At 51.1% G+C, this 19,873-nt stretch carries 19 protein-coding genes; 10 read left to right on the forward strand and 9 right to left on the reverse strand.

The window, feature by feature from the left end; genetic code table 11:
* Positions 1-64: 64 nt before the first annotated feature.
* From D3A97_RS10055 to D3A97_RS10075, 5 genes are read right to left on the reverse strand one after another with little or no spacing between them, the layout of a single operon-like run.
* Positions 65-481, reverse strand: coding sequence for a response regulator (locus D3A97_RS10055; protein ID WP_119078215.1), 417 nt, complete (start codon positions 479-481; stop codon positions 65-67).
* Positions 465-1,562 (reverse strand): ATP-binding response regulator, encoded by a 1,098-nt coding sequence (locus D3A97_RS10060; protein WP_119078216.1) that lies wholly within the window; start codon positions 1,560-1,562, stop codon positions 465-467. Before D3A97_RS10060 ends, D3A97_RS10055 begins: the two co-directional genes overlap by 17 nt.
* Before the next feature lie 15 nt (positions 1,563-1,577).
* Entirely contained in the window at positions 1,578-3,755 is a 2,178-nt protein-coding gene (locus tag D3A97_RS10065; protein ID WP_198673916.1) for a sensor histidine kinase, read from the reverse strand.
* Between the two features lie 57 nt (positions 3,756-3,812).
* Positions 3,813-4,529, reverse strand: a complete 717-nt coding sequence (locus D3A97_RS10070) for a hypothetical protein (protein ID WP_119078218.1) — start codon at positions 4,527-4,529, stop codon at positions 3,813-3,815.
* A 27-nt stretch (positions 4,530-4,556) separates the two neighbouring features.
* Entirely contained in the window at positions 4,557-5,609 is a 1,053-nt protein-coding gene (locus D3A97_RS10075; RefSeq protein ID WP_232825912.1) for a ThiF family adenylyltransferase, read from the reverse strand.
* A 725-nt stretch (positions 5,610-6,334) separates the two neighbouring features.
* Between D3A97_RS10075 and D3A97_RS10080 the strand changes: the two genes are divergently transcribed.
* Positions 6,335-7,057: a superoxide dismutase gene (locus D3A97_RS10080; RefSeq protein WP_119078220.1), complete on the forward strand. Its 723-nt coding sequence runs from the start codon at positions 6,335-6,337 to the stop codon at positions 7,055-7,057.
* A 90-nt stretch (positions 7,058-7,147) separates the two neighbouring features.
* Here D3A97_RS10080 and D3A97_RS10085 read toward each other — a convergent pair whose 3' ends face one another.
* The 3 genes from D3A97_RS10085 to D3A97_RS10095 form a co-directional block, all read right to left on the reverse strand.
* On the reverse strand, positions 7,148-8,776 hold the full coding sequence (locus D3A97_RS10085; protein ID WP_119078221.1) for an ArnT family glycosyltransferase: 1,629 nt from the start codon (positions 8,774-8,776) through the stop codon (positions 7,148-7,150).
* Positions 8,777-8,847: 71 nt separating this feature from the next.
* Complete coding sequence (locus D3A97_RS10090) at positions 8,848-9,525, reverse strand: phosphatase PAP2 family protein (RefSeq protein ID WP_119078222.1); 678 nt, start codon at positions 9,523-9,525, stop codon at positions 8,848-8,850.
* 42 nt (positions 9,526-9,567) lie between these two features.
* The gene (locus D3A97_RS10095; protein ID WP_119078223.1) at positions 9,568-11,016 is read right to left on the reverse strand and encodes an LptF/LptG family permease; all 1,449 of its coding nucleotides are present in this window, start codon (positions 11,014-11,016) and stop codon (positions 9,568-9,570) included.
* 176 nt (positions 11,017-11,192) lie between these two features.
* Between D3A97_RS10095 and D3A97_RS10100 the strand changes: the two genes are divergently transcribed.
* Positions 11,193-11,786, forward strand: coding sequence for a hypothetical protein (locus D3A97_RS10100; RefSeq protein ID WP_119078224.1), 594 nt, complete (start codon positions 11,193-11,195; stop codon positions 11,784-11,786).
* 32 nt (positions 11,787-11,818) lie between these two features.
* Here D3A97_RS10100 and D3A97_RS10105 read toward each other — a convergent pair whose 3' ends face one another.
* Entirely contained in the window at positions 11,819-12,199 is a 381-nt protein-coding gene (locus D3A97_RS10105) for an START-like domain-containing protein (RefSeq protein ID WP_119078225.1), read from the reverse strand.
* 392 nt (positions 12,200-12,591) lie between these two features.
* Here D3A97_RS10105 and D3A97_RS10110 point away from each other — a divergent pair, with 392 nt between their 5' ends.
* The 8 genes from D3A97_RS10110 to gatA all read left to right on the forward strand — a co-directional run bounded on the left by D3A97_RS10110 (position 12,592) and on the right by gatA (position 19,865).
* Positions 12,592-13,467, forward strand: a complete 876-nt coding sequence (locus tag D3A97_RS10110; protein ID WP_208728442.1) for a sigma-70 family RNA polymerase sigma factor — start codon at positions 12,592-12,594, stop codon at positions 13,465-13,467.
* A 130-nt stretch (positions 13,468-13,597) separates the two neighbouring features.
* Complete coding sequence (ffh, locus tag D3A97_RS10115) at positions 13,598-14,917, forward strand: signal recognition particle protein (protein ID WP_119078227.1); 1,320 nt, start codon at positions 13,598-13,600, stop codon at positions 14,915-14,917.
* A 317-nt stretch (positions 14,918-15,234) separates the two neighbouring features.
* Positions 15,235-15,642, forward strand: a complete 408-nt coding sequence (gene rpsP / locus D3A97_RS25345) for a 30S ribosomal protein S16 (protein WP_432206038.1) — start codon at positions 15,235-15,237, stop codon at positions 15,640-15,642.
* A gap of 73 nt (positions 15,643-15,715) precedes the next feature.
* On the forward strand, positions 15,716-16,237 hold the full coding sequence (rimM, locus tag D3A97_RS10125) for a ribosome maturation factor RimM (protein WP_119078229.1): 522 nt from the start codon (positions 15,716-15,718) through the stop codon (positions 16,235-16,237).
* A gap of 12 nt (positions 16,238-16,249) precedes the next feature.
* Positions 16,250-16,930: a tRNA (guanosine(37)-N1)-methyltransferase TrmD gene (gene trmD / locus D3A97_RS10130; protein ID WP_119078230.1), complete on the forward strand. Its 681-nt coding sequence runs from the start codon at positions 16,250-16,252 to the stop codon at positions 16,928-16,930.
* Between the two features lie 87 nt (positions 16,931-17,017).
* A complete protein-coding gene (rplS, locus tag D3A97_RS10135; RefSeq protein ID WP_119078231.1) occupies positions 17,018-17,365 on the forward strand; it encodes a 50S ribosomal protein L19 in 348 nt (115 codons plus the stop codon).
* Between the two features lie 743 nt (positions 17,366-18,108).
* Positions 18,109-18,333: a Sec-independent protein translocase subunit TatA/TatB gene (locus D3A97_RS10140; protein WP_119078232.1), complete on the forward strand. Its 225-nt coding sequence runs from the start codon at positions 18,109-18,111 to the stop codon at positions 18,331-18,333.
* 86 nt (positions 18,334-18,419) lie between these two features.
* Complete coding sequence (gatA, locus tag D3A97_RS10145) at positions 18,420-19,865, forward strand: Asp-tRNA(Asn)/Glu-tRNA(Gln) amidotransferase subunit GatA (protein ID WP_119078519.1); 1,446 nt, start codon at positions 18,420-18,422, stop codon at positions 19,863-19,865.
* Positions 19,866-19,873: the final 8 nt, after the last annotated feature.

The following is a 19,873-nucleotide window of genomic DNA, read 5'->3' on the forward strand; positions in this document are numbered from 1 at the left end:
AGTAACCAGGGGGTTAATTTTTAAGTGCGGACAGGCTTCTTCATTTTTTATGAAGAAGCCTTTTTTATTGCTCCCTGAAAATACCTTCGATCACTTCCTTCAGCTCCTTGGGCTGCAACGGTTTTTTCAACAGCCGGATTACCAGCGGGTTGGCGTTGGTGCGGGAAATATCCCCGAAGTCGAGCGAAGAAGATACCATAATAATGTAGCACTGGTTCTTGATCTTTTTAGGGTAAGAATCAAAAGACCGCAGGAACTCGAAGCCGTCCATTTCAGGCATCTGTATATCCAGCAAGATGACCGTAGGGGGAATATGGGGGAGGGTGATGTTGCTGGACAGGAATTCGAGCGCTTTGTTGGCATTGCTGAATGACAAAATGGTTCTGCTGATCTGCTGAATGGAAATCAACCGTTCATGCAGCAGCAGATCGATATCGTTATCGTCGATCAGTATGACGCGCAGATCAGGTATCGAATTCATTTCTGTTGGGAATAGAGATTTCAAATTGGGTGCCTTCCCCGTAGCGGGAGTCCACCCCAATGGTACCGCCAATTTTATTCAGGGCCTCTTTCACAATATACAACCCGATGCCGCTGCCGGGCTTGTTGTTGTTCTTGGAGCGGAAGAACATTTTAAAAATGTTGCTCAGGTGCTCGCTCAGTATGCCAATGCCGTTGTCTTCTATCCGGATGGTAGCCTTGTGCGGCTCCACTTTTACGGACAGGTTCACCTGCGGACTGGTTTCATCCGGCTTCTGGTATTTAACGGCGTTGGATATCAGATTGTTCAGGATCACGCTGATACGGAAAAAGTCGCCCTTGAACGGTACGGGCTGGTCAATTTTAGTATTGAAATGAATGGTGGTGTTCTGGTGCTTGAAAGTATCGATACAATCACTGATCAGCGCGGAAAAATCGATCTTTTCATATTCCAGTTCCAGCCGCGAGTTGCGGTAATATTCAATGATCTTCTGGATGAAGCTGTCCAGCCGGGTAATGCACACCTCTATCATGCCCATGTACCCCTGCGGGTCTGTCATGCTGTTGTCCAGCCGGCTGAGGTTGATGATGCCCTGTACGCTCATGAGCGGGGCGCGCAGGTCGTGAGAGGTGGAGTAGATGAAGCGGTTCAGCTCATCGTTCGTTTTTTCCAGCTCCAGCACTTTTTCCTTGAGCTGCTTGCGGGCGGAGTAGATCTCGTAGGCGTTATTGATGGTCTTGAACAGCTCGTGCTCGTCCCAGGGTTTTTTGATGTAGGAAAAGATATGTCCCTTGTTGATGGCGTCTATAATGTCTTCCACATCTGTATAGCCGGTCAGCAGAATGCGGATGGGGTCAGGTAACAGGTCCTTGATCTCGTTGAAGAACTCTACGCCGGTGGTGGCAGGCATTTTCTGGTCCGCAATAATGATATGCACTTCAATCCCCTTAAGCACCTGCATCCCTTCCGCGGCAGAACTGGCGGTATAGATCTCGTAACTCCGCCTGAAATTAGCGCGGAACGCATTGAGGTTATGTACTTCGTCATCGATGTACAAAATTCTGATACGGTTATTTTTCATGAAGGGTCTTGTTAATTAGGACATATGACTCTGAACACTGGGCACTATTGGCACATGAAGTGGTAAATATATAATAAATTCCGCTCCTTTACCCGGCTCCGACTCAACGAGTATTCTGCCGTGGTGTTTCTCAATAATGCTGAAAACAATAGAAAGCCCCAGCCCGGTGCCCTCACCTACGTCTTTGGTCGTAAAAAACGGTTCAAATATCTTTTCTTTTACCTTGTCCGTCATGCCCGTTCCGCTGTCTTTGATGCCGATGCTCACCTGTTTTTCCGCTTCATGGTAACGGGTGGTGATGGTGAGCTTTTCGTCCCCCTGTTCCGGTTTCATCTTGATGGCGTTCAGGGCGTTGTTGATGATGTTGAGGAACACCTGGTTCAGCTTGCCGGCAAAACACTCTATTTTGGGCAGTTCTCCGTAGTTATATACTACTTCCACGTTTTTGGGGATGTTATTGCGGAGCAGCACCATGGTGGAGTTCAGCCCTTCATGAATGTCAACGAACTTGAGGTCGCTCTCGTCCAGCCGGCTGAAGGTACGCAGGCCCTTTACAATTTCAGCGGTCCGGTTGGCGCCGTCTTCTATGCCTTTGATAAGGGTTTCTATTTCGCTATGCACATAATCAATATCTATCTGCTGCTTGAACTGCTCAATGTCTGCCAGTTTCTGCTGGATGTTGTCTGCCGGCCCGATGGCTTCATATTGCCGGAGCAGGCTTTTGAGGTCTTCGAAATCCAGTTTCAGCGGTTTGATATTGGATGTTACAAAGTTAATGGGATTATTGATCTCGTGCGCAATACCGGCCGTAAGCTGGCCGAGGGAGGCCATTTTTTCCGCTTCCACCAGTTGCGTTTGGGCATTTTTCAGGTTGTTGAGGGCCTTGTTCAGTTCTACGTTGCTGTTTTGCAGGGCTTCCGTTCTTTCCGCCACCTTGGCTTCCAATATCACGTTCTGCTCGCGCACCAGTTGCTCGTTTTCCTGTGATATGTGCAGGGCCAGGGCCTGTGATTCTTCTTTTTCCTTCCGGTAGATGTTGATCTTGTTGGCCAGGGCAAAAGACAGCAGGGTTACTTCGGCCGCGGAGCCTATCTGCAGGGCGTAATAGGTAAAGTCGTTATACGGCAGTATGTTGAAGTTGCGCAATACAAAAACACATACGCTGGAAAGGAAGATACCCCAGGCCACCAGGAAGTACCGGGCCGGTATGAAGCCGCGGCGCGCTACCTTGTAACCCACAAAAATGGCCAGCAACGAGGCGGCCATGGCCGTCATCTGCGCCATCATATTGGCCACAAAGTATTTGTCCAGGAAAGTGGGGATGAACACCAGGGAATACGCTATCACCACGCCGGTAAGGATATGATGGCCGGTCCTGTACTTTTCCCGCGTATGCAGGAAAGACTGGATGAACAGGGCGGCCGTAATACCGTTGAGGATGGGGATAATGAGCGTATCGTGCGTGGCCAGCCATATGTTGTTGGGCCAGAGGAAACGGAAAGTATAACCCTGCTGTGAGGCCTGGGTGAGGCCCACGCAGATGATGTAGCTCACGTAAATGAGGTAGCTCCTGTCACGGATGCTGAGATAAATGAAAAGGTTGTACAGGGCCATTACGAGAATAATGCCGATGTACACGCCGAAAATGAAGTTGCGTTCGGTGTTTTTCACGTTGAGCGACGTTTCGCCGCCCAGGTACATGGGCAGCTGCGCCTGTTCCCCGGCCTTTACCTTGAGGTAAAATTCCCTTGTTTCGCCACGTGCCAGGGTGAGCGGGAAAATATAGTTCTGGTGGTCATAAGGGCGGTAGCGGTAAGGCTGGAGCTGCCCCAGCTCCACCACCCGGTACCCGCCGGAAGGCAGTATCTCGTAGAGGGTGATCTCGTCTATGGTGGGGTATTCCACCTCCAGCAGCAGCCGGTTCAGGCCGGTCTCGTTGGTAATGGCAAAGCGGGCCCAGTTGCTGAAAGGGGATATCTGGAGGTTGGGTACGTCTGTTTTGGAAGAGGTGAAGGCCTGCCTGCGCACATCGTCTATTGTTAACCGGTTGGTATTGTCCCGGTACAGCTCCAGGTAACGGCCTACCTGCATGAGCTGCGTGCTGTCTTTAAATATCACACGCGGCGTTGCTGCAAAGGCGGCGCTTTGCCAGTGCAGGGCGAGGATGATCAAGGCAAAAAAGCGTATCAGCATCTGCATAAAAAAATTGCAATGTCAATTTACTGATGTTATGGCAGTAAACATAACAGTTTATGGCACCATTTGGGGCAGCCCCAACTGGTAGCTTACTTCAAAGCTGCCTTTGGGGCCTGTTTCCGTGCGTATCTGGTTAGGTTGGGCCCTGAGGTTGAAGATCAGGTCTTTCTCCACCTGCTCTGCGCTGGACACTTCATGTATATCCCTGATAATCATTGCCGTAGCCACCAGGTCATCTTTCGGGTAGTAAAAAACGCCTTCGTTGCCCAGGGAGGTGTCTATGACCGCGCCCACTCTTTTGGCGCCGCGGGTGGTAATGGGCGCGCAAAGTACGTGTACGTTCTGAACGGGGAGCTGCGTCATCAGCGCCACGCATACGCGGCTCAGAATGAGACTGCCAATGCCCATGCCGGCTACTTCCTTGGAGTTCCACAAACCGCAGATCTCGGCGCTGCCCGGCATGTCTCCCTGGCGGGCCACCACATCTGTATAAATTTTCGGATCGTATTTGCCAATGGCCATCTCGATGGGCAGCGGCAGCACGCCATCTGCTATCTGCACGCGGGCGCCGCCATAGGTTTTGGTGCCCGTATCGTCTTCCACAATGACCACTACGGTATTTTTATGAGATATCCAGTCCTGGTTCCCGGACGTGATCTTGTTGATCCCGAAATAGATCTGCAGCAGCTTGCTGTGGCCTTCATAAAACCGCATGCATGCTTCCGGGTCATCCGGTGCAAAAAAAGCCCTTACATTGATCGGTGCGCTCATTGATTGCTCTTTTAGTTTATAGGGGCATTATTGAATAAGTTCATCAAAATCCACATAATACCTGCCTGACGCCTGTAGCTGGCCAAGCAGTATACGCCTGCAGGTATCCGCCACCATGGCGCCTCCCAGCATTACGGAAGATGCCAGCTGGGGCCAGGTAGTGATCGTTTTCCCGATCTCCCCCAAAGAATATTTCATGCGGGGGCTCATATTTGCCATACCTGCCATGGGGCCCAGGATGGGTATTTTTTCTTCATTGGTAAGGTGTTTGAGCGATCTCAGGTCTGCAATATCGGGTATCAGGCCGTGCAGCAGCGGGTAGGAGGGGTCCAGGTCATACCGTTCAATGTCCAGCATCCCCCTGTCATTGGTGTCCATCACCACCGGTACCTGCATGGCTTTCGCTTTTTTGCGGCTCAGTATTTTCACGTCAATGCCGTCACACTCTTCCACCAGCACGTCCAGCTTGCCGCCGCCGGTCATAAACTCGTCCAGGTTCCCTTCCGTAGCGCCATCTGTAAAACATTTCACGGTGAGGAAGGGGTCCAGCTCGGCAATTTCCCGCGCGGCAATGATCACTTTGGGCATGCCCAGGTTAAAAACGCCTGTCCGGAGCCGGTTCATGTTACTCAGTTCCACCGTGTCAAAGTCTGCCAGCCGCAGCTCTCCGCCAATGCGCTCCATGGCCAGCGTGAGCGCTATGCTCTGCCCCACGGAAAGGCCAATGATGCCTATTTTTTTTTGCTGCAGCAGGTCACGCTCTTCCCGGGTGATCTTGTGCAGGTTGCGGGAGGTACGTATGGCAATGAACTCTTCGCGGCCTGGTAAATGCACCAGTTTTTCCGCCCAGGGATAATACACCCACACCCCGTAGTCTTCTGGCGGGGTGCCGTTCAAGTGGCGCTCAATGGCCACCGTCAGTTCTTCCGGCGTCAATGCGCGGGCGGGGTTCAGGCTTTTTATCAGCTCTCTGAGCTGGCTGTACAGCTCGTCATAAACCCTGATCCGCGGATTGTTCCGCAGTAATTGCAGCAAGGCGGCCTTTTCGTCTCCATCTCCCGGATGGTAGAACACTGGCATATGGGTCAGGTGCTCATGCCTTGTCTGCAGTACTCGTTCCTGAATAATCATGCTGCTTCCAGACTGGTTTTTTACGGGTGAATGGATGTTGCCTTTTTCTAATGATGCCCGGTTACTGATCGTTAGGTTATTTTAAAGGGCCAAAGTACAAGCGCCTCACCAAAACTACGTTCACTGAAAGGGGGATTTTTCCCGCCTTCTTTCTCCAGATCATACATTAATAAGTATAAAAAGTGTTATAATAATTCTCTCATGGGCTGTATCCGGGCATAAACGGAAAAAATCTGAACCTCACCAACCTCCGGGGCGAACTGTTCATCCGTGTCTACGGCATTTATTGTAAATGAGCTAAGATCAAACCAAAACTTCACCTCTCTGGCAAAGCGCGCATAACAGCTATTGTTAAACAATTGTGGGGGATGGACGATATCCGGCAATCACCGGCGAAGACAGTATAGGGCTGCACCGGCCTTTGCAGGGCCGGGGCTGGGCAATTCCTCTTGCCTGGGATAAATAGCTTCATTTTTTAGAGAATGATTAGATATACGACAACAACACATGAATATAAAAGTAAAATAGCAATTTATTTCAAATTAAACTATAACAAGCTGCTTTATTTTGCAGTTTTTGCAAAAATAGCGATTATATCAGGATTGAGATTGGTGTAATATTTGCAAGTAATTAGCCGCTATCTTTTAGATTTGTAGGAACTAATCATACCCATCATGCATAAAAGAGAATTCCTCAAGGTGGCCGGTCTTGCCGGATTGGCTGCTATGGCCGATCCGAAAGGATTGTTTGCCGCAGAGGGGCGCGAAACCCTGTTAACGCAAAAAGCACCGTTCACGCTGCCTCCTTTACCTTACGCTCCGGATGCGCTGGAGCCCAATATAGACAAGCTGACCATGGAGATCCATCATGACAAGCACCATGGCGCCTACGTAAAGAACCTCAATGACGCACTGCAAAGCTCCGCACTGGCCAGCCTTTCGCTGGAAGGCATACTGGCCAAAGTAACCGCTAAAGACGCGGCCATCCGCAACAACGGCGGCGGCCATTACAACCACAGCCTGTTCTGGACGCTGCTCAGTCCTAAACAGACCAGCCCCTCGGCCAAGCTCACCACCGCCCTCAATGGCGCGTTCGGCTCGGTAGACGCATTCAAGGAACAATTTGGGGATGCCGCCAAGAAAGTGTTCGGCTCCGGCTGGGCCTGGCTGATCGTGAAGAAAGACGGGAAGCTGGCCATTACCTCCACGCCCAACCAGGACAATCCCCTGATGACGCAGCTGGTAAAAGAGCCGGGTACGCCCCTGTTGGGACTGGACGTGTGGGAGCATGCCTATTATCTGAAACATCAGAACAAGCGGCCTGATTATATTGCTGCGTTCTGGAACGTGGTGAATTGGGACGAGGTGGAGAAACGCCTCAATGCGGCCAGGAAATAGACACGATGTTGCCGCCCGGCGGGCGGCGCATATAAAAGCAAGGCGGGTGTATCTGATACACCCGCCTTATATTTTTAAACGGCGCACCGTTTATTTCCGCTTGAAGAATACGAACCCGTTCTTTTCCCCGATCACCTCCAGGTTGGGGTGGGAGCGGTACGGCTCGCTGTCCGTAATGCGGCAAATGAAATAGGCCGGTTTGTCTATGGCGCCTTCCAGCAGCCATTGCTCCTTGTTCTTATAATATTCAGGGTTGGCGGAGGGCTGCTTGCGCGTATAATACAGGTGCGCATAGCTGAAATAGGCCAGCGGCCTTACGTATACGTCTTTTCCCTGGAACTGCTCAAAGAACTCGATGGCCGCTGCCTGCGAGAACTTCTCCACCTTGGGCACAAAGTGCAGCACTGTTACCTGTATCATCAGTATGGTGCTGATAAAAAGGCAGAGCATTCCCCGCCGCACCTTGCCGGAGAACAGCATCACGCAGCTGATCACCACCAGCAATATATAAATAAGGCCATAGGCCATTTCCCCGAAGCTGAAGGGCACATCTGCCTGCAGGTTGGCCTGCGCAAACTTGTCTCCGATGTGGGGAATAAGATCGTTTTTATAAATGCCTACCAGCGGCAGCAGGCTGATGGCCAGGCCCAGCACCACGCCAATGAAAAGGATGAGGCTGATGTTCCAGCCCTTCAGGGTGAAACGGCCCTCCAGCAGGCGGTGTACCTGCAGGGCGGCCAGGTAGCTGAGCGGAAAGTAGCAGAGGGAGGAATAATGTACAATTTTCGTTTTCACAATGGAAAACAGCAGCAGTACCACCCAGAAGAGCACCCACATCCATACCTTGAAGTCTTTGGCCTCCGCCGGCTGGCTGAGGTAAATGGACTTGGCGCGGCTGGTCTGCAGGTAACTGAGCAAAAAGATGCTGGCCGGGAAGCAGCCCACCAGCAGCACTATCCAGTGGTAGAAGAAGGGGCCGCCATGGCCCGCGTCTGGCGTACTGAACAGCCTCCACTGGTAGATGAGGAACTCGTTCACGAACCACCAGCCGTGCATGATGATCTCATAACCGAACCAGAGGGCGGTGGTAAGCAGGGCGAACAGCACGATCCACAGCAGGTGCGCAATGCGGATATGGATGCGGAATTTGTTGTAGATCCAGTATACCAGCAGCACCAGCACGGCTATCAGGATGGCGGCCGGCCCTTTTGTGAGCACGGCCAGCCCCAGGCTGATGCCGCTGAAAATGGCCATACGAACGGGCTTGGGCGCATAACCTATCCTGTAGGCGAAGTAGATGGCCAGGAAAATAAAGTAGTTGAAAGTGGGGTCAATGATGCCTGATTTGAAATAGAAGTGCGGCAGCCACGAACCCGCATATACGAGCGCCCACCAGAAGCCGAACTTTTCGTCTACCTGTTTTTTGCCGATGTGGTAAAAGGTCAGCAGGGTGACGATGCCTATCACGGCATTGGGAAAACGGGCCGCAAAGTCGTTAATACCGAAAAGCTGCATGCTGATGGCCTGCATCCAGATGAACAGGGGCGGCTTTTCCCAGAAGGGCGCAAAGTCTATCTGCACCTGGGAGTAATTGCCGGTTACGATCATTTCCCTGGCCGCTTCCGCAAAATTGATCTCGTCCCAGTCAAATAAATGTACCGCGCCCAGGAAAGGAATGAACAACAGGGCCGCTACAACAGCTATCAACAGATACTTCATCAGGATGTAAATATTATTTAAGCGAAGCGCTAAGTTCGCAAAGAAACCTTAATATTTAAAGGATTTAAATATTATGCCATCCCGGCCGGATTGGCGGCAACGGTGCCGTGCAGGCAGGTGGTGCCCGGCGTTTGGCTGCGCTTGTATTCAAACAGCCAGTAGATCATGGTGCTGCAAAGCGTTCCGATGATGCTGCCGAAGTATACGTCCGCAAAAAAGTGCTGGCTGAGGTACAGGCGGCTGTGAGCGGTGGAGAGCCCCAGCAGGAACATGAGCAGCCCCATTTTTTTGTTGTTCCAGATAAGGGCCAGGAAGCAGAACATGCCAAAGGCCGTGGAAGTATGGCCGGAAGGGAAGCTAAGCCCGCTGTGTACGCTGATCCAGGGCACAATGTGGAGCATTTCCGGGTCTGCAAAGTAGGCTATGGGCCGGGGATCGTTCACATAATGCTTGATGCTCTGCACCACCAGGGTAATGAACAGCAGGGAACCGGCGCCCATCAGGAACAGCCGCCAGCGGCGCATGATGAGGAAAACAGCCAGCATAACGCCAAAGGCAATACCATCTCCCAGGTAGGTGCTGGCGGTTACCAGCCAGTCTGCCAGGGTGCTGTGGGCGCCATTCACGCCAAGGAACAACTGATCTTTTGAGAAGAGGGATAAAAGGGTGCCGCCGGTAATAACCCATAGGAGGAACGGGACGTAAAAATAACGGTTAGACTGCACCAGTGCCGTCAGTGTTTTCAACATGCAAGTAAAAGTTGTAGGTCCGTAAATATTGCTCAGAAGGGGCTATATGCTTACTTCGTGTTTGTTACGCCGCTTCTGTATGTATTTTTTGATTTTTTGATAAGATCTGTAATAAAATTCCTTGTTAAACAGCTGGGAGTCGTTCATCGCTTTGTATACGAGGAAACCGGCAATAGGGAGCAATACCAGGTTGGCTAACCACATCCCGCTCCAGGATGCCATTACGTCTTTCCGGGCCATTTTCTCCCCTAACATAAAGAATATATTGAAGATCACAAAGAATATAACGGCAAAAACGAGCGGTGTCCCTAGTCCGCCTTTACGAATAATGGACCCCAGCGGGGCGCCTATCAGGAATAATACGATGCAGGCGGCGGCCAGGGAGAACTTGCGCTGCCATTCCACCTTGAACAGGGAGCGTTTGGCATAGTTGTCCGCGTACTCCTTGGCGGTGCTGGACAGGGAGCTTTCCGTTTCCCGCAGGTTGGACTCCACCCTTTCCACCACGTAGCGCTGGGCAGCGGCGGGGATGATCTGTATAAAGCTGTCTACCGCCAGTTGGGGCGCGCTGGCCAGCCAGCCGGTGTCTTTCCATTTATAGAAGGGGTAGCGGCTGGTCACGTAGGCGTTTGTGCTGCGGATATAATTGGAGTCCCGTTTGTACAGGGAGTCAATGCCATAGTCCAGCTGCCGGATGTTCAGCATTTGCTGGTTATCGGCAAAGAGGCCCATATCCAGCCGGCTGAAGGCCAGCTTTTCCAGGTTAAAGGGCATCACGTACTTTCTGAAGCCCATGCGCAGCAGGTCGTTATTATTGTTGCCGCGGGCCTCCGCATTGTCTTCGTACCGCCAGCCGTTCTCCAGGGTAAAGTTGAGGAAGCGCTTGTCTGCGGAAAGCTCCATGATGCCTTTCTCGGCCAGTATCAGCCGGTCTTTGCCGCCGCCGCCCGGCGTGCGGTCATAGATCATCACCTGGTGAATGGTGCGGTTATCCGGATCTTTGCGGCCTACCTTGATCACATAGTCGTCAAGGTCCGTATAGAACACGCCCTGTTTGATGTTGAAGGCGGGCTTGGCATTGGTGATGTCGTACAGCAAGGATTTGGCGCGGAGGTTGGCGATGGGTATCACGTAGTTGGAAAACAGGAAGGCGCCCAGCGCAATAATAGCGGAAAAGATGAACAGCGGGCGGATGAAGCGGAGCAGGGAGATGCCGGCAGACTTGATGGCCACCAGCTCGAAGCTCTCGCCCAGGTTGCCGAAGGTCATGATGGAAGAAAGCAGCACGGCCAGCGGCATGGCCAGGGGCACCAGGCTGGCGCTGGTATATATCAGCAGCTCTACGATCACGGGCGTATCCAGCCCCTTGCCCACCAGGTCGTCAATGTACTTCCATACAAACTGCATGATCAATACAAAGAGGGTCACGAAGAAGGTGGCCACAAAGGGTCCCACAAAGGTCTTGATGATCAGTTTATCGAGTTTCTTCACAACCGCTATATAAAAATAACATTCGTAAAATGTAAAACTGCCTGGTTTTCAATATACTTTTGCAGACAGGCCCTGCAAAGTTAACACGAATCCCCCAAGCACGGAAGGATGCCTGTTACAAAAAAGCGTTAATTTATAATGAACCCCGCCTGCCGCGGCGGACAAACCGGGAACCGATGGGAACATACAAACTGAGCACAATAGAACAGAGCACGGTGCTGGACGCTGATTTTCTCCTGCGCAAGAACAGGATCATAGAAAAGGTGTTTTTGCTGTTCGGTGAGCTGCAAACGGCCATGGCGGCGGAGCCGGCCATTGCGGGGGTGCAGTTGCCGGGAGGGCAGCCCGCCAAGATATCCAAAGGGGAGCAGTACCAGGGCCTGCCTTATGTGGTGCTGGATTACCCCCGGCTGTTTGGCCGGGAAGATATTTTTGCCTGCCGCAGCTTTTTCTGGTGGGGCCGTTTTTTCAGCATTACCCTGCACCTGGCCGGCGCCTCGCTGGATGCCTACCGCGCCCGGCTGGCCGGTATGCGGGAGCAGCTGGGAGACTGGCACGTTTGTGTGCAGGAAGACGCCTGGGAGCATCACTTTGAGGCAGACAACTACCGGGCGGCCACCTCCCTTACCGCCGGGGAATGGGAGGGCCTGATGCAGGGGGCCTTTGTGAAACTGGCAAAAAAATACGCGCTGCAGGATTGGGAGAACGTTGTTCCCAATGCCGTGGCCGATTATACGGTCCTGCTAAAAATGCTGGGAAAAAGAAGGTAGGTTATTTACTAGCTGCTGATCTGAGCCACGGCCTAGTTGCCGATACGGTGGAAAAGATCTTTGATCTGGTAATCCCAGAGCTGGCTCTGGTCCGCCACTTCTTTTTTCTCGGCGAAATCCTTGATCACCAGTATGGTCATATTGGTAACTTCAGATATCTGGATCCTGAATTCAAAAAATTCATTTTTGGGAGCGTGTAACCAACGTAAACGGATATATTCGTCATCTTCCTGTTCCAGCACTTCCGCCTCTTCGGCAGAACCATTCCATGAAAATGAAAAAACATTGTCCCTGAAATCTACTTTATCTGCAAACCATTCCTGTAAGCCTGCGGGGGTGGATAGAAATTCATATAAAATACTTGGAGAGCACCGAACCGGATATTCTAACTCATATTGCACTTTCTTTGACATCGCACAGAATTATTAAGAAATCAAAATCATCTGCCTGCAATTATAGAAAAATATTTAGTCTATCAAAATAAATTTTGATTTTTTTTCGATATATTAACTAAACCGCTCCCAGAACTGAATTTATTTTAAAATATATGGTTTTTAAACTATGTATATAGCGGTATTTGACTGCTTTATTCCCGCAGTTACCCCTTCAACCCATCTTGATCCGCTAAAACAGCATTAGCAGCGGACTTGCACACCTACCACTAAAGGTTTATAGGGCAACAATCGATTTAGCTTAAAAAGGTTTTAACAGGATATTATTTTTTTTGGGTGGTATCTAAAAAAAGTTATTTTTGTCTAGCATTCTTCTAAATTAACTATTATTAACCTGTAACTGTTCCCGTGCTATGTCAATGCGTCAACTCAAAATCACGAAGTCGATCACCAATCGTGAGTCACAGTCGCTAGAAAAGTATCTGCAGGAGATCGGCAAAGTGGATCTCATTACGCCGGAGGAAGAAGTGAATCTGGCTATCCGCATTAAACAGGGAGACCAGCGTGCTTTAGAGAAGCTAACCAAAGCCAACCTGCGCTTTGTGGTATCTGTTGCCAAACAGTACCAGAACCAGGGCTTGTCCCTTTCAGACCTTATCAACGAAGGCAACCTGGGCCTCATCAAAGCCGCCCAGCGCTTTGACGAAACCCGCGGTTTCAAGTTCATTTCCTACGCCGTATGGTGGATACGCCAGTCTATTTTGCAGGCATTGGCAGAACAGTCCCGCATTGTACGCTTGCCGCTCAATAAAGTAGGCCTTTCCAACAAGATCAGCAAGGCATACTCCCTGCTGGAACAGGAATTTGAAAGAGAGCCGTCTCCTGACGAGCTGGCCACCATCCTCGAGATCAATACAGAAGAAGTAGAAGCTACCTTGGGCGTGGCCGCGCGCCACGTATCTATGGACGCGCCCTTTATAGACGGGGAAGACAACTCCCTGCTGGACGTGCTGGAAAACCCCAACGCCGTTAGCGCGGATGAGGAGCTGGACCACCATGATTCCCTCCGCCGCGAGATAGAACGGTCGCTTTCCACACTCACAGACCGCCAGAAAGACGTGATCATGCTGTATTTCGGCATTGGCGTAGAACACCCCATGTCCCTGGAAGATATCGGAGAAAAATTCGGCCTCACCCGCGAAAGGGTACGGCAGATCAAAGATAAAGCCATCACCAAACTCCGCACCACTTCCCGCAGCAAGCTGCTGCGCAACTACCTGGGTGGCTGAGCCGCGTGAAAACGAAACTTTTTTGAAATGGTGAATATTCCTGCATATTCACCATTTTTTATTGGATGCCTTTTAGTTTTCTTAACTTTGCCATCCTGTTATTATTTTTACTTTATTACTTTTTATTACAATGTTTGAATCATTATCGGAGCGGCTGGAGTCGGCCTTCAAGCAGCTGAAAGGCGAAGGGCGTATCTCGGAGATCAATGTGGCCACTACTGTGAAGGAAATTCGCAGGGCGCTGGTAGACGCGGACGTGAACTATAGAATTGCCAAGGAATTTACAGACAGGGTCAAAGATAAAGCCATGGGCGAAAAGGTGCTCACCGCCATTTCCCCCGGCCAGCTCATGGTAAAGATCGTGAAAGACGAGCTGGTGGAGCTGATGGGCACCACCGAGGAGGAACTGGACCTGAAGGCCAACCCCACCGTGATCCTCATTGCCGGCCTGCAGGGTTCCGGTAAAACCACCTTTTCCGGCAAACTGGCCAATTTCCTCAAAACCAAAAAGAACAAGAAACCCTTGCTGGTGGCGGCAGACATCTACCGCCCCGCGGCCATTGACCAGTTGAAGGTGCTGGGCGGGCAGATAGGGGTGGAAGTATACAGCGAACCGGAGAACAAGAACGCCGTGCAGATCGCTGAAAATGCCGTAAAAGAGGCTAAAGCCAACGGCTATAACGTGGTAATTGTGGATACCGCCGGCCGCCTGGCCGTAGATGAGGCCATGATGACCGAGGTCAGCAATGTGCGCAATGCCGTAAAACCGCAGGAGGTCCTCTTTGTGGTAGACTCCATGACCGGCCAGGACGCCGTGAACACCGCCAAGGCGTTTAACGAGCGGCTTGACTTTTCCGGCATTGTGCTTACCAAGCTGGATGGCGATACCCGCGGCGGTGCGGCCCTGACCATTACCTACACCGTGCAGAAGCCCATCAAGTTCGTGAGCATGGGCGAAAAGCTGGATACGCTGGACGTATTTTACCCCGAGCGGATGGCCCAGCGTATCCTGGGAATGGGAGACATTACCACCCTCGTGGAAAGGGCCCAGGCGCAGTTCAATGAAGAACAGGCTAAAAAGCTGGAGAAAAAGATCCGGCAGAACCAGTTCGATTTTGACGACTTCAAGGAACAGCTGCAGCAGATCAAAAAGATGGGCTCCATCAAAGACCTGCTGGGCATGATACCCGGCGTAGGCAAGGCCGTGAAGGACCTGGACATCAGCGACGATTCTTTCAAGGGCATTGAAGCCATCATCAACTCCATGACGCCGCAGGAAAGGGGCAACCCGGACCTTATTGACGGCAGCCGCCGCAAACGTATTGCCAAAGGCGCCGGCAAGGAGATACAGGACGTGAACCAGTTCATGAAGCAGTTTGAGCAGATGAGACAGATGATGAAAATGATGAATAAAATACCCGGCGGGGCCAGGGGGCTGAAAATGCGGTAAGCAGGGCCGGCAGGGCAGGCATGAGGATTTGTGACATATGTGATACGGCTGATGCCTGAAAATGCCCGGATCAAAAAAGAGGTGAATGGATGCAAACTGAGAATCATTTATAATAGTTTAAGGATCAGTCTGCAACCTGTAACCAGTAATTTGAAATTGAAAAAATTTGGGCAATTTGAATTTATGGGCTACATTTGCTGCCCCAATAGAAACAATATTTTTTAACAACTCGCAAGAAATAATTCGACTTATTTATGCCAGTAAAGATCAGATTACAGAGACACGGCGCTAAAAAGAGACCTTTTTATTTTATTGTTGTGGCTGATGCCCGCGCGCCCCGGGATGGTAAATTCATCCAGAAAATCGGTACCTACAATCCTTTGACCGTACCGGCCTCTATCAACATCGATACGCAGAAAGCGCTCCGCTGGCTGCAGAAAGGTGCACAACCTACCGATACCGTTAGAAGGATCCTGTCATTCAAAGGAGTACTGTACCTGAAACACCTCCTCAGAGGCGTGAAACTGGGCCTGTTCGATGAGCCTACGGCTTACACCAAATTCGAGCAATGGCAGGCAGATCACGAAGAAAAAGTATCCGCACGCCGCGAAAGCCAGAAAAGGGCTGTCCGCGCCGCTCAACCGGTAATAAGGAAAGTAGAGGAAGCACCCGCTGCTCCCGCTGCTTCTGAAGGCGAAGCCGAAGCTCCTGAAGCCGAAGCATAATTTACCGGAAAACATATTTCAAAAAGGGAAGATTTGTTCGCAAAGATTCCCTTTTTGCTTTTATAACTACCACATGGCTAATTACTTCAATATCGGCAAGCTGGCCGCCGTATACGGCACGGAAGGGGAGTTCATTCTCCGCCACAGCCTGGGCAGGAAAACAGCGCTGAAAGACATTTCCGCCGTGTTCATAGAGGAACGGAAAGACAGCTTCCTCCCTTATTTTATAGAGAAAGCGAAGGCCAAAGACGCGGAGAACGTGTACCTGAAGCTGGAAGGCGTCAACACCCGGGAAGAGGCCCGCAAATTGCTGCAGAAAGGCATTTACCTGGAAGAAGCAGACTTCAAGGGCCTGGCCTCCGCCTCCGCGCCGCTTTCATTGCTGGGCTTTACGGCTACAGACAAGCACGAAGGAGAACTGGGGAAGATCGAGGAGATCATTGAAATGCCGCAGCAGGTGCTGGCACGCGTAACCTACCGGGAAAAGGAAATGCTGCTGCCCCTCAATGAACAGACCCTGCTGAAAGTAGACAAAAAGCAGCAGGTGGTGCACCTGGACCTGCCGGAGGGCTTGCTGGACGTATATTTAGGATAAAAAATACCATCAATGCGCATAGATATCATTACCGTATTACCGGAGCTGCTGGAGAGCCCCTTTGCGCACTCCATCATGAAGCGCGCCCGCAATAAAGGCCTGCTGGAGGTAAACGTACACCACCTGCGGCAATATTCCAGTTTCCGGCAAAACCAGGTAGACGATTACCAGTTCGGCGGCGGGGCCGGCATGGTGATGATGATAGAGCCGCTGGTGAACGCCATAGAGGCCCTGCAAAAGGAAGTGACGTACGATGAGGTGATCTACCTCACGCCGGACGGGCAGACCTTTAACCAGCAAATGGCCAACCGCCTTTCCCTGAAAGGCAACCTGCTCCTCATTTGCGGGCATTACAAGGGGATAGACGAAAGGGTGCGGGAACATTTTGTGACCATGGAAATTTCCATCGGGGACTTTGTGCTTTCCGGCGGAGAACTGGCCGCTGCCGTGCTGGTAGACGCCGTGGGCCGGGTGCTGCCGGGAGTGTTGAACGATGAGACCTCCGCCCTGTTCGATTCCTTTCAGGATAACCTGCTGGCCCCGCCCGTGTACACCCGGCCGGAAGAGTTCCGCGGCTGGAAGGTACCGCCCGTGCTGATGAGCGGAGACCACCGTAAAATAGCCGAGTGGCGGCATGAGGAGGCCCTGAAGCGCACGCAGGAGCGCCGCCCCGATCTGCTGCGGCACGACTAGCAAAAGATATTTTATTAAAAACCGGGAAAAAGGGCTTGGTTATTGGATATTCTTCCTTACCTTTGCCGTCCTATAAATAATTGAAAGATGAACGCAATTTCTTTTGTTCACGAGCAGTTGACTGCTGGCAAGCAATTTCCGAAGTTTAAAGCCGGTGATAATGTCACCGTTAACTATAAGATCGTTGAGGGTAACAAGGAACGTATCCAGTCCTTCAAAGGTGACGTGGTGAAAATCCAGGGCACCGGGTTTACCGCTTCCTTTACCGTGCGCAAGATCTCTGACGGCGTGGGCGTTGAAAGGCTGTTCCCTTTCTATTCCCCCAACGTTGAGTCTGTAGTGCTCAATAAAGTGGGTAAAGTAAGAAGGGCCAGGCTGTATTACCTGCGTGAGCGCCAGGGTAAAGCTGCCCGTATTAAAGAAAAAAGGGTTTAGTATAATATACAGGGAAATTAGTGAAACGGAAGTCCGGTCAGGGCTTCCGTTTTCTTTTTGCCCTTGGCACCCCGCCTGGGCGCCATCCGCACCGGCAAGGTACCGGATAACAAGGGCTGGAATTACAAAATATAACCAACGGTTCTATAGGGAAGCCTCCGGGAAACCGGGGGCTTTTTTTGTACGCGAAAGGGCAGGTACAGCGGGCTGGTTCTTTTCTTGTTGATTTTCAATCTATTATATGCCTTAGTGCGTTAAAATAAGGGTCATTTTCTGAAAAACAGGCCATAAGTAATTGATAACGTGATGATTGTGAAATCCCGAAAACGGCGTTTATGCTTAAAACATGCACTCCCCATACACTATGGTGGGAGTATCCTGGGAGTAAGGTGGGCGTTACTATGCCGTAACTACGGAGTAAGGTGGAAGGGAAGCGGCGCTAAACTAGCGGGAAGCTGGATGGCAAATCCCGGTGTCTTATTCGGGAAAAACTTTACAGCGGGGCAAGCTAATACTGAATTTACTTTACAGTGCCTTACCCTGAAGAACCTTGCTCCGCCCATGCTTTTAACAGCTCTGATAAACTTCCGGTGGCCGGCCGCCCCTGCCCCAACAACCGTATCATCCGCCCTGGTGGCGGGGCATTAGACGATTCTTAAAAGTTAATTAAAGTGCCCCGTATCCATTGAAAAACCCCAAATTAAAACCTATCTTTGTTAGCTGAACATTTTAAAAAATCAGAAATGACCGCTATTTTCATTAAATCACCGCTTTTACTTTTCCAGGAACTGGGTATGACAGAACTGATCCTTATCGCCTTAGTGGTACTGCTGCTGTTTGGCGGCAAAAAAATTCCCGAGCTGATGCGCGGCCTTGGTAAAGGTATCCGCGAGTTTAAAGATGCCAAAGACAACGTGCGCCGCGAAATGGAAGAAGGCATGAAGGAAACCGAAGTAAACAAAAACTGATCATTCACTCACGCTACCGGGGGTAGAGAGTTGCGGTTTTTATTTTTGTAGAGATCTCCCATTGTAAGATTTAAACTGGTTTGGGTTTGACTGAATACAGCAGTATATCGTCTTTTCATGAGGCGTTGTATGCCGGAAAAACGACCTGCGAGGCCACTGTACGTGTGTACCTGGACCGTATTGAGCAGCAGCGGCATCTCAATGCCTACCTGGAAGTATTTGATGCCAGGGCATTGGAGCAGGCCAGGGCCCTGGACGGGCGTATCCGTGCAGGGGAGCGGCCCGGCAAGCTGGCCGGCGTAGTAGTGGGCATCAAGGATGTGATCTGCTATAAAGGCCATGAAGTAACGGCCGCGTCAAAAATACTGGAAGGGTTTACTTCCCTGTTTTCTGCCACCGCCGTAGAGCGGTTGCTAGCTGAAGGCGCCATCATCATCGGGCGCCTTAATTGTGACGAGTTTGCCATGGGCTCCACCAACGAGAACTCGGCCTACGGGAAAGTGCTTAATGCGCTTGACAATACCCGGGTGCCCGGGGGCTCTTCCGGCGGTTCTGCCGTAGCTGTTCAGGCCGGCCTCTGCCAGGTAAGCCTGGGTAGCGATACCGGTGGCTCCGTACGGCAGCCGGCGGATTTTTGCGGTATTGTGGGGCTGAAGCCCACTTACGGACGTATTTCGCGCCACGGGCTTATTGCCTATGCCTCTTCTTTTGACCAGATAGGCATTTTTGGCTCGAATATTGCTGATGTGGCCTTGGTTCTACAAGTTATATCTGGGCCGGATGCGTACGACAGTACGGCCTCCCAGCGTGAAGTACCTGATTATCAGATGGATCTCCGGCACAATAAAAACCGGAAATTTGCGTATTTAAAAGACGCCCTGCACCACAACGGCCTGGACCCCGAAATGAGGGAGGGATACGAAAGTTTCTTTGAACAACTGAAATCAGAGGGCCATACCGTGGAAGGGGTCAATTTCGATTACCTTGACTATGTAGTGGCGGCCTATTACGTGCTGACAACAGCCGAAGCCTCCAGCAACCTTAGCCGGTATGACGGGGTGAAATACGGTTACCGTACCCCCGAAAAGGACCTGGACCTGGCGGACTTTTATAAAAAAAGCCGGTCAGAAGGGTTTGGAAAAGAGGTAAAACGCCGTATCTTATTAGGCACCTTTGTGTTGAGCGCCGGTTATTACGACGCCTATTTCACAAAGGCCCAGCAGGTAAGAAGGCTGTGCGTGGAGAAGATGCAGCAGATACTGGCGGATTATGACGCCATTTTGCTGCCTACGGTGCCCGCCACCGCCTTCAGGATCGGGGAAAAAACAGATGACCCGATAGCCATGTACCTGGCCGATATTTATACGGTGCTGGCCAACCTGACCGGCGTACCGGCAATTTCGGTACCTTTGTTCCGGCATTCCAACGGGATGCCTTATGGCCTGCAGATCATCACCAGGGAGTTTGACGAAGAGAACTTGTTACAGATAGCCAATAATGTGCTGCATGAGCAGCCTGTAAACATAGGATAATTAACAAA

This window comes from Chitinophaga alhagiae (genome assembly GCF_003568665.1).
Classification (GTDB): Bacteria; Bacteroidota; Bacteroidia; order Chitinophagales; family Chitinophagaceae; genus Chitinophaga; species Chitinophaga alhagiae.